The organism is Halomonas sp. R57-5, assembly GCF_900070345.1.
Classification (GTDB): Bacteria; Pseudomonadota; Gammaproteobacteria; order Pseudomonadales; family Halomonadaceae; genus Vreelandella; species Vreelandella ventosae_B.
Map to the genome: position 1 here is coordinate 4,711,793 of NZ_LN813019.1, position 16,209 is coordinate 4,728,001.

A 16,209-nucleotide genomic window follows, 5' to 3' on the forward strand; every position below is an offset into this window, starting at 1 on the left:
TACCAAAAATAATATCTAGGCTGTGTCGATTCGTGAGCACGTCAAACGACTACAGAGAGTCACTACCCTGACCAACCAGGAGGCTCTCAATGAAATTCATGCTGATACGCCGTGCCGATGCCAATACCGAGAATGGCGCTATGCCATCCCAGGAAATGTTTGCCGCCATGGCTGCTTATAACCAGCGCATGACCGAGGCTGGCGTGTTTTTGAGCGGCGATGGCTTACATCCGACCAGTGACGGATGTCTGATCCGTTTCAAAAACGGTGAGCCCACCATCATCCCCGGGCCTTTGTCGCCAGCCAGTGAGCGTATTGCCGGTTACAGCGTGCTGGAAGCCCCTTCTCTGCAGGCGGCCATTGAGTGGGCCCAGCAATGGCCTACTCAGGATGCCGATGGCAACGTGACCCTTGAATTACGGCGCTACTTTTCACTGGAGGATTTTGAGCCCGGTGCCGGAATTGAGCAGCACCGTAACCTTGCTCGTGTACCCGATGCCATGAACGTGCACGTTGCCTTTCCCGGCACCTGCCGGGAGGCCATGCAGTTCTATGCTGATGTAACCGGAGGGCATTTGGAGTGCCTGTTAACCTATGCTGACACACCCGCCGCTGAACACACGCCGCCCGCCCTTCATGACCGCATCATCCATGCCTCACTGAATCTACGGGGACGCCGCTTGATGGGCGCGGATCTGGCAGCTGACTGCTATACACCACCGCAAGGGATAGAGGTTCAATTGGAGTATCAGGATATCGAGCAGGCCGCCCGAACCTTTGCTCAGCTAGCGGAGGGTGGAAAGATTATCATGCCGTTCGAAGCGACCTTCTGGTCACCAGGGTTCGGCATGACGGTAGATCGTTTTGGCGTCGGCTGGATGGTAAACGTTCCATCAGACAACTGCCCCTTGGCCACAGAAGGAGACTCCCCATGAAGTACGTTGCGCTGGTCTATTACCAGGAACAGATTATCAACGCCATGAGCGAACAGGAGTGGCACGACCTCAACCAGGAATGCATTGCTGGGGTTGAGCGCCTGAGCGCCAGCGGCCACTACCTGGCCGGACAGCCGTTACAACCGACGGAGACCGCCACCACCGTGCGCGTGCGCGATGGCGAAACGCTGATCTCCGATGGCCCCTTCGCGGAAACCAAGGAGCAATTGGCTGGCTTCTATCTGCTGGAAGCCCACGACCTGAACGAGGCACTGCAGCTGGCTAGCCGCATTCCGCCCGCCCGGTTGGGCAGCATTGAAGTCCGCCCGGTTCGAGAACTGCCACCTAAAGCAGCACCCAAAACAGAAATAGGAGAACAATCATGAATACTGCCGCCTACCCCTATGTGGATGGTTTCGTCGCTGCCGTGCCTAGCGCTAATAAAGCTGAGTTTATTGAACATGCCCGTGCCGCGGCCGTTGTGTTCAAGGAGCACGGGGCGCTCCGCGTGGTGGAGTGCTGGGGCGATGATGTGCCCGATGGGGAAGTGACCTCCTTCACCATGGCGGTTAAGCGCAAGGATGACGAGACGGTTATTTTTTCATGGATAGAGTGGCCATCCCGCGCCGTGCGCGATGAAGCCATGCCCAAAGCCATGCAGGACCCTCGCCTGCAGATGGACGTTAACCCGATGCCATTTGATGGTAAGAGACTCATTTATGGAGGCTTTGCAAGCATCATCAATGAGTAAGCGTGAACAAGTGGCCCAGAGATTTAATCCGAATCGTCCTGGGCCCCATTCTCTTCAACTACATCTTGTTGAGTTACATCAGTGATCCGCCCTTCAACCTGGTAGAACACTTCTTTGCGTTCCACCATATAGTCGCGCAGCATTTCCCAATCGGTATTGCCGACAATGGTGTTACGGCCATCGGCGTAGGCTTCACCGAGTACCGTATGGCTGTCGCCACCGGCGGCGGTGAAGTTGTTGGTGGCGATGGTATAAGTACGCTCTGGATCAATCGCCTGCATCGCACCTTCCTGGACAACGTTTAGGCTGATCACCCGTTCACCTGGCGGCTCGCTGCTGTCATACATCAACTCAACGCCTGCTGACACCTGCAGAAAACCGCCGTCTTCGCCGGGAGCATTAGCCAGGGCGATCTCGAAGGTTTCCAGCAGCTCGGCGCCGGTAACGTCGACCAACGTCAGGCGATTGCCAAACGGCTGTACGGCGATTAGATCGCCTACGGACACATCGCCCCTCTCAATCGCTTCGCGGATACCACCGCTATTTTGGATCGCCATGACCGTGTCGGGCGCTACCTGCTGCGCGGCATGCAGCTGGGCATCGGTGATTAAATTGCCCAGCGCTGTTTCATTGGCACGCACGCTGTGTTCATCGCCGCTGCCGTGGCGGGGGTTGGGCAACTCTGAGATCGCCTTGGCGCCGATCAAGGTATCCCGCAGTGTTTCAATCTCAGCGGTGTAGGGTTCAAGCCGCTGAGCCGCGTCGGAATCCGCCTCACGATCGTCGGCGGCGAGCAGCTCGCCACTAGTATCCACCACCACGCCTTCCTCGTCGAAGGTGACCTGCATAACCCCAAGGTGCTGACCATACTCGCCTGCCTGGCCAATCACCGTCGGCGATGGGAGCCCCTCACCAGCGTGGCTCTCGCTTAGCAGCCTGGGGGGCGAAACCTGGCTATGGCTGTGTCCGCCAATAATAATGTCGATACCTTCGACGTGCTCCGCTAGCAGCAAGTCGTTACCCACGCTGGGGTCGCTGTCGTAACCAAGATGGGTAAGGGCAATAATTTTGTTAACGCCCTGCTCTTCAAACGCTGCCACCATGGCTTCAGCCGCTTCACGATAATCGCTGATGGCTATTTGGCCGGGGCTTGAGATCGTTTCGCTATCCTGGGTGCTTAACCCAAAAATGCCGATCTGTTCGCCATTGTGCTCAACCACAATGCCGTCATAGAGCTGCCCGGCTTGCGGATCTACGCTGACAGACTCACCCAGCATGTCAGCAAACTCAGGGCCTGCTGAAAAGTCTAGATTGGCCCCTAATATGGGAAACTCGGCGCCTGCAAAAAATGCCGCTAACGCCTGATGCCCCTGTTCCGGGTCACCCAAGTCAAACTCATGATTACCCGGCACAAAGGCGTCGTAGCCCATCAAATTCATGAATTCGAGAGCATCCTGGCCCTGAAACTCAGTGAAATAGAGCGTGCCCGAAAAGATATCACCGGCTTCCAGCAGTAATCCTTCACCGTAAGTCTCCCGCGCTTCATTCAGCGTGGTGATCAAATAGGGATACTGATCGGTACGCCCGTGTAGATCATTGGTGTGAAACAGCGTCAAGGTGAAGTTATCAGCCAAGGCGGGAGGAACGGTGACGAATAACGCTGTCCCTAGCGCCATGCCATAGCGGTGAAAACGCATTTAAATGACTCCTTTCATATCGGTGTTTAGACACCTTAGCAGTAAAGCAAGCCAATGGCGGAGCTGTCATTAATCCGTGACGAGATCGTCATCTTCATTACATGTTCCCGTCATCGTCGGCTGCCACCCTGGCTAGCACTTCAATGTAGCCTTCTTTCGCCGACAGGATAACGACTAATGCATAAAGCCTATGTCCATAAAAACAGTGCCCGTAAAAACCTCGCCCGTAAAACTAGCGCTAAGCCTCGCGATCGCAGGGATTTCTCTCGCTGCGTCATCGAGCGTGTTCGCCAATGATGATTTGAGCAATGTCTGCCCTAATCCGATTCGCATGGCGGATACCGGCATTGAAGGCATGGGGCCGCTAGAAGACGCTTTCGGCCCCTTCGCCGAAGCGTTTACAACAACTACTGGTCTTGAATTGGAAATGTTTAGCCTAAGCAACCGCACGGCCGCAGGCACGGCGCTTCAGTACGACGATGTAGACCTGGTTTTCGCTGGCCCCTCTGAGTTTGTGCTGTTCGATCGTGAAAGCGATATCGAAATCCTGTTTGCCATTGAGCGCCCGCATTACGGCAGCAGCTTTTTTGTACCCGCCGACAGCGATATCGAAACCCTAGCTGACCTAGAAGGCCACCGCGTAGCGCTGAAAGATGTGGGCTCCACCAGCGGGCATATCTTCCCCAGCCAGATGTTGGTAGACGCCGGCCTGGATATCGATCGTGATCTAGAAATCATTATGGCCGGTGATGCACGCATTGCGGCACTCGTTAATGGTGATGTAGACGCCATGGGCGGTGGCAACCGGGATATCGACGAAATTCAGGCGATGGATCCCGATGGCGAATACCGCGTAATCGCCAAAAGCGATGTACTGCCCGGCGATCCGGTGGTGATGCGCGGCTCTCTGGATGACGCCTGCAAAACCGCCCTACGCGAGTCGCTCAAAGCTAATGCCGACAAGCTATGGAACGCATTGGTTGCAACGGATCGCAACGAAGATAAGTTCTTAAACCGGGACTCTTCGCTAGGCTTTGAGCGCACCAACGCAGATTACGACGTAGTACGCCGCGCCTACGAAGCAGCGGGTATCGATCTGTAAACATTTCCCTCTTTTCGCTCCACAACGGCACAGGGATGTGCTGCTAATAAGCAGGTCTGTCCATGAACATTCAATTTATCCACCTCCTGCCGCTAACGCAGGAGGTTTTTTTATGAAGGCTATCAGCGTTCACAATCTGCATAAACACTACGGGCAGTTGCACGTACTGCGTGGCTTAACGCTGGAGATTACTCGAGGCGAGTGCGTCATTTTGTTGGGTGCGAACGGCTGCGGTAAATCGACGTTAATGCGCTGCCTAAATGGTCTAACATCCCATGATCAAGGGGAGATCACTATTTTGGGCGACTCCCTCACTCACCTTTCTAAACCACAATTACGCCAGCTACGACGCAAAGTGGGTGTGGTTTTCCAGCAATTTAATCTGGTGCAGAACGTCAGCGTGTTTCAAAACGTGCTGTATGGCGCTATGGGTCAGCAACGTTTTGGCTTGCTCTCCTCGCTCGCTTGCTTTGCCACTAATGAGTTACGCGAGCGCGCCATGGCCTCGCTTGAACGCGTAGGGTTAGCGCATAAGGCCCACGCGGATTGCCGTGAGCTCTCCGGCGGTCAACAGCAGCGCGTGGCAATTGCCCGCACACTGATGCAAGACGCCGAGATCATTATTGCCGATGAGCCAGTGGCCAGCCTTGACCCGAAAGCCGGTAAGGAAATCATGGATCTGCTGCTGGACGTGGTGTCGGAGCGACGTTTAACCGTGCTGTGCACGCTGCACCAGTTGGAGTTAGCCCAACAGTACGGCGACCGTATTATCGGTATGAAAGCGGGGCAAATAGTCCTTGATACGCCACGGCCAGAAGTCGCGCTAGCTACTATGCAGCAGCTCTACCAGGGCGATGTCCGGGTTGACCAAGCCTCCACCCCTGCTGTTGATGACGCCGCCCTACCCACTGCCTGATACGTTAACGAGGAAACTATGTCGAATCTCCGCCGAACCACAACGCCTTTACCGCCGCGTTTCGCCAATCCTTCCCCGTTTACCTGGGGCGTGGTGGTGATTTTTTTAGCGCTCTTTGTACAAGGGATAATGGCCACCAACTTAACCGTGGAACGCTTGCTCCGTGGTGCCGTCAATTTGGTGCACTTTATAGGACGCGCCTTTCCCCCTGATCTTTCCGATCTCGACGTCCTGGCGTGGTCAATGTACGAAACCCTCAACATTGCCATTGTTGGCGTTACCATCGGGGTTATTTTAAGCCTGCCGTTTGCCCTACTGGCGGCTCGCAACACCTCGCCAGCCCCCTGGGTTCGCTCCATCACGCGCTTGATGATTGCCACCATGCGCACCATCCCCGACCTGATTTGGGCGCTTATTTTTGTAGTGGCCGTTGGCTTAGGACCAATCGCCGGGGTGCTGGCGATTGTAATGGACACCATCGGCTTTGCGGCCCGCTTCTTTTCGGAACGTATTGAAGAGGTTCACCCAGGCCCTTCCGAGGCGCTTAGCGCCACTGGCGCAGGCAGATTATCGGTGATTGGCGGTGCCATTTTGCCGGAAACCTTGGCATCCATGACGGCAACAAGCCTTTATAGCGTTGAAAAAGCGCTGCGCTCAGCGGTTACGCTCGGCCTAGTGGGCGCAGGGGGTATCGGGGTTGAACTGGCTGCCGCTATGCGCCTATTTAACTATGACCGCGCGTTAACCATTATTCTGGTAATTCTGATTGTGGTGATTGGCTTTGAGCAACTCTCATCGCAAATTAGAAAACGCGTCATTTAAATATTAACGTATAAATACGCTAAAAACCGGKGTGGAATTATCCACACCGGTAAAGATCGAAACATGCGAGCTAACTAAAAGCTAAAGAACTAATACAAAAACTAATGCAACACTACCGCTAACATCACTCTATTAATTAGAAGTGATAGCGAGCGCCTAATGCGTAGTACATATCTTCTTCGAAGTCATTAACAGCATCCAGGTTACGATCGTTCAGCTCAAGGAACATATCGAAATTGCTAGACAGCTTGTACATTGACCCTAGCGCCCAAGCGTTACGCTCATCGCTAGCGCCGTCTACGTCGATGTTGTAGTAATCGGCGAAGAACTTCCAGGAATCGATGGCGTACGTAGCACCAACGCCGATTTTATCGAAACCACCACCGTTAACATCGTCATCACCGCGGGTTTCATAACCTACACGAGCAGCGAAAGCGTCTGTAACAGCAAACTCGCCCGTAGCGCCATAACGCACTTCACCGTTACCGCCACCACGTACCGTATCTTCCACATAGCCAAGCGCTAAACGAGCTGGGCCTGTTTCGTAGACAACACCACCCTGAGTGGCGATAACGGATCCTTCAGAAGTCTGCTCGGCTTCAGTCAAMCCACGCTCAGAGAAGTGCTTGGCAGAAATAACCGCCTGAAAACCACTCATTTCAGGCGTTTTATAGCCAATAGAGTCGCCGCGTGCCTGGGTACCACCACCCGCAAACTCGTAGCCGCGCTCAACGTAGACATCGAACGGCGTCATAACGTAGTTATCGTAAAAACTGTTGTAATTACCGGCCATGAAAGTACCGAACTGCTGGCTTTCCAGACCCAGGTAGCTGTTACGCACCTCATCGAAACCAGAAGATGTATTACGCTCATCACCCGTAAAGCGCCACTCTACCCGGGCGAATGCACGCAGGTCAGAGGAGATCTGATGGCCGGCGGTAATCCGCAGACGGGAGCCGAAATTACGGAACTCTTCGCCGTTATCAACACCGTCATCAACACCGCCGCCATCAATCCCCATAGCGATGCGGCCATAGATTTCCAGATCGGTACCGTCTTGGTCATAAACAGTGGCAGCTTGTGCTGCAGAGGCGGCCAATAAACCGCTAACGGCTAATGCCAGAGTCGTTTTTTTAAACATGATCGTTCCCATTGAAGTAGTTAATACTTGCGCTTTGCGAAGGCACAATGAAGGACGAATAACGCCTCAACGCAGCAAACCTTAAAGGAGTTATATTTCATTTACTTTAAAGTTTTAATTTTTTGGGAACTTATTTTTCATAGGCAGTTTAAATAAAACTGCCATCCAATTTTAACATTAAACTGATATTAGAATAGGTAGCTTCAGCACGTTATCGCTTAGCCTATTTGTTTAAGCGTGTCATCACTTATTCACCTGTTTGTCTCGGCAGTGTCATTCGCCCCACCCACACTGTTCGAAAACGTGATAAAGGGATGAATCGCTCATGCGGCTCTGCATCGTTAGTGAAACATGGTCACCGGATATCAATGGCGTAGCCCATACACTGAGCCGGTTAAGCTGTGAACTTAACCGGCAAGGAGTGCCGGTTGATGTGATTCGCCCACGTCCCAGGGGCGCGGGTAATGCAACCGGTATTAACCGCGAGCTACAGGTGCAACGCTTTGCCTTACCCGGTTACACCGATGTCCAGGTGGGGCTGGTTAGGCCCGCTACCCTGCGCCGCTTTTGGCGTAAGCACCGACCAAACATCATCTACGTCGCCACCCAAGGTCCTCTCGGTTGGGCGGCCCGCCAAGCGGCGCGGCAGCTCAATATTCCCTTGGTAGCGGGCTGGCACACCAACTTCGACCACTACTGTGAAGATTACGGCGTCAACTGGCTGGCCTCGACCACACGCCGCTACCTACGCTACTTCCATAACGGCTGCGACCTGACCTTAGTGCCTACCCACCAGCAAGCAAAAGCGCTGCAGCGTCAGGGGATACGCGATGTCCATGTGCTGTCACGGGGGKTGGATGGTGAGCGCTTCTCACCCGCCCACCGGGACCCTTCATTACGCACAAGCTGGGGGGTTGGCGAGCATCAGCCGGTGGCGCTTTATGTTGGACGATTAGCCGCTGAAAAAAACCTCACCTTGCTACATGAAAGCTTTCAAGCCATGCGCGAGGTGCGCCCCGATATCGCTCAGGTGATCGTAGGCGATGGTCCCGCACGGGCACAGCTGGAGAAGGCGCTGCCCGATGCGCATTTTACCGGCTTTGTGGGGCAAGAATCGCTTGCTCGCCACTATGCCAGCGCCGATATGTTTATTTTCCCCTCGCTTTCCGAAACCTGGGGGAATGTGGTGGCAGAAGCCATGGCCAGCGGCTTGGCCGTGGTGGCCTATGATCATGCGGCCAGCGCCGAACTCATTAACAGCGGCCACAACGGTGTCACCGTACCCGCTGGCAATAGCGCCGCGTTTCAACAAGCCGCGGTGGAGTTGTGCCAGCACCCCGCTGACTACGCTCGTTTAGGTCGGGTGGCGCGCTTACGCGCACTTGAGCAGAGCTGGACGGGTATTGCCGAGCAATTTTTGCGTTATCTACACCAAGCCCMGGAGGCTCATCATGCGCCCGCGTCCGCTTGTCGTATTCGACCGTCTTGACCTGATTGAGTGGCAGTTCTGCCAGCGCATATCGCGGCTATCGATCTACCGCCCCTGGCGCATCACACTTCAGGCCGCCAGCCGCTTAGGTGATTGGCCGGTTTGGGTGCTGCTGATTCTCGCCCAGCCCTGGCTCCAGCCTAATGGCGCCTGGCGTGTCTTGCAGTACAGCGTCATCGCTTTGTTTGCCGTGGCCGTTTATCGGCTGGTGAAAACCCGCTTATKCCGTGAGCGTCCCTTTATCACTTACGGTGAAGGCATCGAGTGCTGCGAACCGGCCCGCGACCGTTACAGCTTTCCCAGTGGCCATACCATGCACGCGGTGATGTTTAGCGTATTAGTCGCCGCCCACACCCCCTGGCTGCTACCGGTGGTGTTGCCATTAACGCTACTGATAGCGATCTCACGGGTAGGGTTAGGGCTGCACTATGTAAGCGATGTACTGGCAGGCGCCGCAATGGGCTACGCTTTTGCCTTGGCCAGCCTGTATTGGATGGGGTAACGCCCCTGTTTTCGCGAAATTGGTCACTAGGCGCTATGGTTAATTCAACCCTGTCTTTTTGAACCGCCCGCTTAGCATTAAGAGCGGCGCGTCAGCATCAAGGAGTGATGTGATGACCATGACGGTTGGTGAATTATTTATAGCGCTCGTCGCCATTGCGTTAGTCCTGTTAGCCAGCAATGCTCTGCGACTATGGCTTCCCTGGTTAAGACGACTCTTCCTACCTAGCTCCGTTATTGGCGGCTTACTGCTCTTACTKATGGGCCCCGATGTGCTGGGCCATGCCCTGCCTACTTTTTTCGAAGAAAGCCCTGGGCTGTTTCCTGCCTATGTGCAGGAGAGCTGGGCAGCGCTGCCAGGGCTGTTGATTAATGTTGTCTTCGCGGCGCTGTTTATTGGTAAAGCGATACCTGGACTAAGAACTATTTGGTTGCGCGCGGGGCCGCAAGTCGTCGTCGGGCAAACCATGGCATGGGGCCAATATGTTGTTGGGTTGAGCTTGGCGCTGCTGGTGTTGGTACCGGTGTTTAATATGAACCCCATGGTCGGGGCGTTAATCGAAATCGGCTTTGAGGGTGGCCACGGCACCGCAGCGGGCATGGCCGACACCTTTGAAGAGCTAGGTTTCGAAGAAGGCGCCGACTTAGCCCTAGGGCTCGCAACGGTAGGTATCGTCTCAGGGGTGTTGATTGGCACAGTGTTGATCAATATTGCCGCGCGCCGTGGGATTATCAAGCTCAACGATGAGAGCAACCAGCCGGATGATCCCGATGAATTAATGCGTGAAGATGAGCGCCCTTCGACCGCGGAATTCAGCGAATTTAAAAAAGACTTGGCGCAAGAGGCGGGGRCCACCGATCCGCTTAGCCTGCATATCGGCTTAGTCGGCATCGCCATTGTGATCGGCTGGCTAATTCTGTCGGGTCTGCAATGGATTGAGCAAGTCACCTGGGCGCGCGATGGTGGCTTGGAAATCCTCGCCCATGTTCCGCTTTTCCCTATTGCCATGATTGGKGGGGTAATTGTGCAGCTGATTGTGATGCGGTTTGGMCTAGAACGCCATGTATCTAGCCGAACCATGTCGCGCATTGCAGGCACTGCGCTGGACTTTACCATCGTGGCAGCGCTTGCCACCCTCTCGCTGACTACCTTAGGCGAGTACTTTCTGCCCTTTTTGCTGCTCGCTGTGGCGGGTATTGCCTGGGGTCTTTTCGTGCTGATTGTTATAGCCCCCCGAGTGATTCCAGAAAACTGGTTTGAACGTGGGGTGGGCGATTTTGGTCAATCGATGGGGGTTACCGTTACCGGCCTACTGTTGATGCGCATGGCAGACCCCAAAAACGAGTCTGGCGCGCTAGAGAGCTTTGGGTATAAACAGCTTATGTTTGAACCGATTGTGGGTGGTGGGCTTTTTACAGCCGCTGCCTTACCACTGATTGCCGAATTTGGCGCCTTAGCCGTGCTGATCTTTGCCGCCCTGCTAACAGTAGGGTGGCTAGCATTTGGCTTGCTTTATTTCGGGCGCATGGTGCCTGATCGCGGTAAAGGCCGCTGGAAGAGCTAACACAACCCAAAAGTTTCATCCCAAAATAGCAACACCCGCATCAGCGGGCGTTGCTATTTTTCTTTAAAAACATAACTTTAAACATCTGGCGGCATATCATCACGCTCATCAATTCTAGCCATGAATGATGTCTTAAACATCATATACACGCCCAGCCCTGAGAACCCTAAGAACAAAACAAACATGCATAACATCAATGCCATCGCCATAATCTTGTCCCTGGTAGTGCGCGGTCGTTACGTTGACGTTTTCTAACCGCTGCCTTTTGATTTCACCGAAGGATAGACCATAACAACGCATTAATCTGTGGGGTTGCACACAATGCAAGTAGCCCAATCAACAAAAAAACATAAAAATCAACCGCTTATATTATTTTTCCCACGCGAAAAAACCACCTCATTTTCATGAGATGGTCGTTTCGCATCAGTCCACTCCTTGGTGTGATGGACAGCGCCTCCCTGCGCTGTAACCAGTGAGTGGGCTGATTGTCCTTTAACGTCCTGTTAATTCATTGGCTCCCTGCCGTCCTTCTGCCCGTCAGCCCACTCACTCAGTTTTTGCTGACACTTGATCTGTACGTTTGACTCTCAACAACTGACACGCTAAACAACTGAATCATTAATACATTTCTTTGTAGCTCACATCTATGTAGCTACATAGTACCTGCAGGCGCTGCGCCAACTCGTGCCAATAAACAACTAAATCTTTTAAAAACAATTACTTAAAAACAAACCCATGTGTCAAAAAACACTCTCCCAGCAACCACTTTCATGTATAGAACTGGCACATGCGACATAAGCACACCGGTTTGGGACACAAAGCGTAGCGAATCGTCATCGCAGGGGTTATTTTGCTATCTACCCACTCATTTCTAGCCGGATACTTTCAAGGGGACCACTATGAAACCTACTATCGCGAAACGTACTATCGCGCTTGGCATTGTCATGATGGTGACACTGCTGCTGATCAGTGGCTGTAATACTATTCGCGGTGCGGGTGAAGACCTTCAACAGGGTGGCGAAGCCATCCAGCGCGCAGCGAGCTAAACGTTATGATGACTGTGTATCTATCCCATGGCCTTGAGAGCGGGCCAGGAGCGCTCAAAACCCAGGCGCTGAAAGGCGTTGCGGAAAAACTGGATGACTGTGAGCCGGTGGTCATGGACTACCGAGGCATCGCAGCGCCACAGCTGCGCCTTCAACACCTATTAGGGGTGTTAGCCGAGCGCGGTGACGACCCTGCCCGGTGTGTACTGGCAGGCTCAAGTTTGGGGGGCTGGCTAAGCGCGGCGGTTAGCGCTCAACAGCCGGTATTGGGTTGCTTTCTGCTAGCACCCGCGCTGGGGTTAGACGACTATCCAGAAACGTCACCGACTATTCAGGCCCGGCACACCCATATCATTCACGGCTGGCGGGATGAAGTCATCGCCCCGGAACCGGTGATTGAACGTGCCCGCCTACAGCGCTTATCGCTGCGGATGGTAGACGACGATCATCGCCTGCACGCCAGCCTGGATACGATTTTATGCGATTTTGAGCGCTTTTTACGCCAGTGCGGCGCACCTACTCAATACGCTTAGCCAGCCTAGCTAAAACAAACATTCGACAAGAGCCTTCTAAACCTATACAAATAGTGTACACAAGCACATTGATAGCACGGAGATTGCTCATGTTAGGTATGTTTAAGCGCGACCCCAAAAAGAAGCTACAGCAAGAGTATGAACGCAAACTTCAAGCCGCAATGGAGGCTTCACGCAATGGCGATATGCGCGCCAATGCCACGCTTACCGAAGAAGCAGAAGCGCTACTTGCCGAGATCAGACGTATTGAATCGACACCATAACCGCAATAGACAACGCTTTGAACTACTCGCGGCTTTAGCGCTGGCTAGCCTGCTGCCCAACGTAGCTCTGGCGGTTTGCCCAAGCCCAGGGCAGTGGTGGCAGGAAGGACAGCCATTCACCAGTAGTGAGCTGCTGCCGACTGCAGCCCAGCAACAAGTGGTATTGCTGGGTGAACAGCACGATGAAATAGCTCACCACCGCTGGCAGCTGCATACCCTAGCGGGTCTGCATGCGTTACGTGACGATATAGTGATTGGCCTGGAAATGCTGCCGCGCAGCGCTCAGCCTGCCCTGGATGCCTGGGTGGCTGATGAGTTAGATGTGGCCACACTGCTTGAACAAACTCAGTGGGACGAGACTTGGGGATTTGATTCAGCGCTTTATATGCCGATTTTAGAGTTTGCCCGGATGGCACAAATACCGCTAATCGCGCTTAATATCACCCCCGACCTACGCCAGCGGCTGGTCAATGATGGCTGGAGCAGCGTACCCGCTGAAGAGCGTCATACAATTTCGCCCCCCAAGCCCGCCAGTGCCGCCTATCGCTTACTGCTCACCGAGGTGTTCAATCAGCACGCCGTGGGCGATGCTCCCGATGCACTTGAGCATTTTATTCAGGCACAGCTCACCTGGGATACCGCCATGGCCCAGCGCCTAGCCGAGGCCACGGAGGGCGGCGCCCTGGCAGTGGGCTTAATGGGTCTTGGCCACGTCACGTATAACGAGGGAGTGGCCTACCAGCTAAACGCCTTGGGCGTTAACGACACCGTTAGCCTGCTGCCCTGGCAAATGAGCGACTGCACTCTGCCCGACCCTACGCTAGCTGATGCGGTGTATATACTCGCTGATGACTAGCGATTACTCGTCAGCCAGTGCCGGTAACAATGTTTTCAGTTTMCGCGTGAGCGTATTGCGCCCCCAGCCCAGCAGCTCGGCGGCCTCGCCTTTGCGCCCGCCGGTATGTTTTAGCGCCGTCTCAATCAGGATCCGCTCAAAATCAGGCACCGCTTCTTCCAGCAGGTGGGKATGGCCTTCGGCCAGGGCATGATCCGCCCAGTCGCGAAACGCCGTGCGCCAATCACCGTGGGCACTACTTTCGGAAGCGCTGGGTGAACGCAGCTCAGGCGGTAGGTCTTCAACCAGAATTTCACGCCCCGATGCCATCACGGTCAGCCAGCGGCAGATATTCTCTAACTGGCGTACGTTGCCGGGCCACGGCAAGCGTGTCAGATGAGCCTCGGCTTCGCTGGTCAGCACCTTGATATCGGTGGTCAGCTCTTTCGCCGCTTCGGCTAAAAAGTGCCGCGTTAAGCGGGGAATATCTTCCCGCCGCTCGGCAAGCTTGGGCAGATGGATGCGGATCACGTTCAGGCGGTGGAACAGATCCTCCCGAAAGCGACCGTCATCCACCAGCACTTCTAGATTTTGGTGGGTAGCGGCGATGATACGTACGTCCACTTTGACCGGCGTATGCCCACCAACGCGATAGAACTCGCCATCGGCCAATACACGCAGTAAGCGCGTTTGGGTTTCAGACGGCATATCGCCAATTTCATCTAAAAACAGCGTGCCGCCATTGGCCTGCTCAAAGCGCCCCTGGCGCTGCTGGGCCGCCCCCGTAAAGGCGCCTTTCTCGTGACCAAACAGCTCAGACTCAATCAAATCGCGGGGAATGGCCGCCATATTGAGCGCGATAAAGGGCTTACCCGCCCGCGGGCTATGCTGGTGAAGCGCCTGGGCAACGCGCTCTTTACCGGTACCCGACTCGCCGTTAATCAACACCGTGATGTGAGAGTGGGAAAGGCGACCAATCGCGCGAAACACCTCCTGCATTGCCGGCGCTTCGCCGATAATTTCGGCGTTCAAGCCTTCCGGCACGGTGACCGGACGCTGGCGTTCACGGGCGTGGGCCACGGCGCGGCGCACCAGTGCCAGGGCCTCGTCAACGTCAAACGGCTTGGGTAGGTACTCAAAGGCCCCACCCTGGTAAGAGGCCACGGCGCTGTCCAGGTCGGAGTGCGCAGTCATCACGATCACCGGCAGGTCGGGATGCGCCTCGCGCACGCGCGCCATCAGATCAAGCCCATCGATACCCGGCATACGGATATCGGTGACCAGCACGTCTGGGGGGCTTTCCAGCAAACGCGTCAGGGCAACGTCGGCGCGTTCAATACACTCAACGTCCAGGTCGGGTTGCGCTAATGCGCGCTCTAGCACCCAGCGGATAGCGCGGTCATCATCGACAATGACCACCCGCGCAACATCATTACGTGCAGCCTCAGTCATGACGCTTCTCCGGTGAAATTAATAACCATGGGAATCAATAAACGAAATTCGGTGTGTCCAGGACGTGAGTCGCATTCGATCAATCCTTGATGCTGGTGCAAAATCGACTGGGCGATAGAGAGCCCAAGACCGCTGCCTTCCGCGCGCCCCGACACCATGGGGTAAAACAGCGTTTCCTGCAGCGCAACGGGAATGCCGGGCCCGTTATCGATCACCGCGACTTCACTGACCAGCCGGTGACGCTCCGCACCGAGGGTAAATTGGCGACGGGCGCGGGTGCGTAGTATTAGCGTAGGTTCAGACGTTTGCGCATCGCTCATGGCCTGTACCGCGTTGCGGGCCACATTGAGCACCGCCTGAATCATTTGTGACTCATCGCCGGAAAGGTCGGGCAGGCTGGGGTCGTAATCACGGCTGATCGTCACGCAAGGGTGCTCGGCAATCAGCAGCGCCCGTACCCGTTCTAGCMCTTTGTGAATATTGACCGGCTCGTGCTTAAGAATACGGTTAGGGCCGAGCATGGAGTCGACCAAATCGCGCAGCCTATCCACCTCTTCCACAATGATATGGGTATATTCGCGCAGCGCCGGGTCGTCTAGATCCCGCTCTAATAGCTGCGCCGCACCGCGGATGCCGCCCAGGGGATTTTTGACTTCATGGGCAAGCCCGCGGGCAAGCACCTTGATCGTCTCCTGACGGGTAGTGAGCGCCTCTTCCCGGGAAATCTGCATCAACCTATCCCGCGGCTCCACTTCCAACAGCAGCTCATCGTCGGATAACGGCGTGACCGTGTAGTCAACCGTGAGCGGTTCACTGTTCAGCGGGGTAATGCGCGCTTCACGCTGGGTATAAGGGTGAAAGGCATCCCGGGCCTTGGCCAATACATCGTCAATGCTTTCATCCCCGCCGAGCAGCGTGTCCAGGCTGATCCCGTGAACACGGCTAAGACTGACCGCTAACAACGCTTCAGCGGCAGGGTTCATCCAGCGCACACGCAGCTCGCCATCTAGCAGCAATACCGCCGTGGTGAGATGTTCAAGCAAACGCTGATGCATGGTGGTGTCCTGAAAAATCGCGTCTTCCATCGCCGATACAGACCTACAGGTGGATGATCAATGAGGGAACTGCAAAAAGCGCGCCAATTACGCACTTATGCCCATT

The 16,209-nt window shown here is 54.9% G+C and carries 17 protein-coding genes; 13 read left to right on the plus strand and 4 right to left on the minus strand.

Annotation, left to right across the window (positions count from 1 at the left end):
• Nucleotides 1–89 precede the first annotated feature (89 nt).
• The 3 genes from HALO_RS21490 to HALO_RS21500 are packed head-to-tail and all read left to right on the plus strand — an operon-like array spanning nt 90 to nt 1,686.
• A complete protein-coding gene (locus tag HALO_RS21490) occupies nt 90–935 on the plus strand; it encodes a YciI family protein (RefSeq protein WP_035582780.1) in 846 nt (281 codons plus the stop codon).
• Nucleotides 932–1,321: a YciI family protein gene (locus HALO_RS21495; protein ID WP_035582778.1), complete on the plus strand. Its 390-nt coding sequence runs from the start codon at nt 932–934 to the stop codon at nt 1,319–1,321. The genes HALO_RS21490 and HALO_RS21495 overlap by 4 nt, the downstream gene beginning before the upstream one ends.
• Nucleotides 1,318–1,686 (plus strand): DUF1428 domain-containing protein, encoded by a 369-nt coding sequence (locus HALO_RS21500; protein ID WP_035582777.1) that lies wholly within the window; start codon nt 1,318–1,320, stop codon nt 1,684–1,686. Before HALO_RS21495 ends, HALO_RS21500 begins: the two co-directional genes overlap by 4 nt.
• 23 nt (nt 1,687–1,709) lie before the next feature.
• Here HALO_RS21500 and HALO_RS21505 read toward each other — a convergent pair whose 3' ends face one another.
• Nucleotides 1,710–3,383: a bifunctional metallophosphatase/5'-nucleotidase gene (locus HALO_RS21505; RefSeq protein WP_035582776.1), complete on the minus strand. Its 1,674-nt coding sequence runs from the start codon at nt 3,381–3,383 to the stop codon at nt 1,710–1,712.
• Nucleotides 3,384–3,573: 190 nt separating this feature from the next.
• On the opposite strand from HALO_RS21505, the gene phnD reads away from it, so the two are divergent.
• The 3 genes from phnD to phnE all read left to right on the plus strand — a co-directional run bounded on the left by phnD (nt 3,574) and on the right by phnE (nt 6,223).
• The gene (gene phnD / locus HALO_RS21510) at nt 3,574–4,485 is read left to right on the plus strand and encodes a phosphate/phosphite/phosphonate ABC transporter substrate-binding protein (RefSeq protein ID WP_050714006.1); all 912 of its coding nucleotides are present in this window, start codon (nt 3,574–3,576) and stop codon (nt 4,483–4,485) included.
• Between the two features lie 112 nt (nt 4,486–4,597).
• Nucleotides 4,598–5,401, plus strand: a complete 804-nt coding sequence (phnC, locus tag HALO_RS21515) for a phosphonate ABC transporter ATP-binding protein (protein ID WP_035582775.1) — start codon at nt 4,598–4,600, stop codon at nt 5,399–5,401.
• Nucleotides 5,402–5,419: 18 nt separating this feature from the next.
• On the plus strand, nt 5,420–6,223 hold the full coding sequence (phnE, locus tag HALO_RS21520) for a phosphonate ABC transporter, permease protein PhnE (protein ID WP_035582774.1): 804 nt from the start codon (nt 5,420–5,422) through the stop codon (nt 6,221–6,223).
• Between the two features lie 136 nt (nt 6,224–6,359).
• On the opposite strand, the gene HALO_RS21525 is transcribed toward phnE, so the two are convergent.
• Nucleotides 6,360–7,364, minus strand: a complete 1,005-nt coding sequence (locus tag HALO_RS21525; protein ID WP_035582773.1) for a porin — start codon at nt 7,362–7,364, stop codon at nt 6,360–6,362.
• Between the two features lie 325 nt (nt 7,365–7,689).
• On the opposite strand from HALO_RS21525, the gene HALO_RS21530 reads away from it, so the two are divergent.
• From HALO_RS21530 to HALO_RS21555, 7 genes are all read left to right on the plus strand, one after another.
• A complete protein-coding gene (locus tag HALO_RS21530) occupies nt 7,690–8,853 on the plus strand; it encodes a glycosyltransferase family 4 protein (RefSeq protein WP_050714007.1) in 1,164 nt (387 codons plus the stop codon).
• Complete coding sequence (locus HALO_RS21535; protein WP_050714008.1) at nt 8,816–9,355, plus strand: phosphatase PAP2 family protein; 540 nt, start codon at nt 8,816–8,818, stop codon at nt 9,353–9,355. Before HALO_RS21530 ends, HALO_RS21535 begins: the two co-directional genes overlap by 38 nt.
• 112 nt (nt 9,356–9,467) lie before the next feature.
• Nucleotides 9,468–10,919: a sodium/glutamate symporter gene (locus HALO_RS21540; RefSeq protein WP_050714009.1), complete on the plus strand. Its 1,452-nt coding sequence runs from the start codon at nt 9,468–9,470 to the stop codon at nt 10,917–10,919.
• Between the two features lie 944 nt (nt 10,920–11,863).
• Nucleotides 11,864–11,965 carry an entericidin A/B family lipoprotein gene (locus HALO_RS21545; RefSeq protein ID WP_440870505.1) on the plus strand — a complete coding sequence of 34 codons (102 nt, stop codon included), beginning with the start codon at nt 11,864–11,866 and terminating at the stop codon, nt 11,963–11,965.
• 5 nt (nt 11,966–11,970) lie between these two features.
• On the plus strand, nt 11,971–12,498 hold the full coding sequence (locus tag HALO_RS21550; protein ID WP_035582765.1) for a YqiA/YcfP family alpha/beta fold hydrolase: 528 nt from the start codon (nt 11,971–11,973) through the stop codon (nt 12,496–12,498).
• Nucleotides 12,499–12,587: 89 nt separating this feature from the next.
• Nucleotides 12,588–12,761 carry a DUF6435 family protein gene (locus HALO_RS23170; RefSeq protein WP_152561147.1) on the plus strand — a complete coding sequence of 58 codons (174 nt, stop codon included), beginning with the start codon at nt 12,588–12,590 and terminating at the stop codon, nt 12,759–12,761.
• Nucleotides 12,745–13,617: a ChaN family lipoprotein gene (locus HALO_RS21555; RefSeq protein ID WP_050714010.1), complete on the plus strand. Its 873-nt coding sequence runs from the start codon at nt 12,745–12,747 to the stop codon at nt 13,615–13,617. The genes HALO_RS23170 and HALO_RS21555 overlap by 17 nt, the downstream gene beginning before the upstream one ends.
• 3 nt (nt 13,618–13,620) lie before the next feature.
• On the opposite strand, the gene ntrC is transcribed toward HALO_RS21555, so the two are convergent.
• A complete protein-coding gene (gene ntrC / locus HALO_RS21560) occupies nt 13,621–15,048 on the minus strand; it encodes a nitrogen regulation protein NR(I) (RefSeq protein ID WP_050714011.1) in 1,428 nt (475 codons plus the stop codon).
• Nucleotides 15,045–16,103, minus strand: a complete 1,059-nt coding sequence (gene glnL, locus HALO_RS21565) for a nitrogen regulation protein NR(II) (RefSeq protein WP_050714225.1) — start codon at nt 16,101–16,103, stop codon at nt 15,045–15,047. The genes ntrC and glnL overlap by 4 nt, the downstream gene beginning before the upstream one ends.
• Nucleotides 16,104–16,209: the final 106 nt, after the last annotated feature.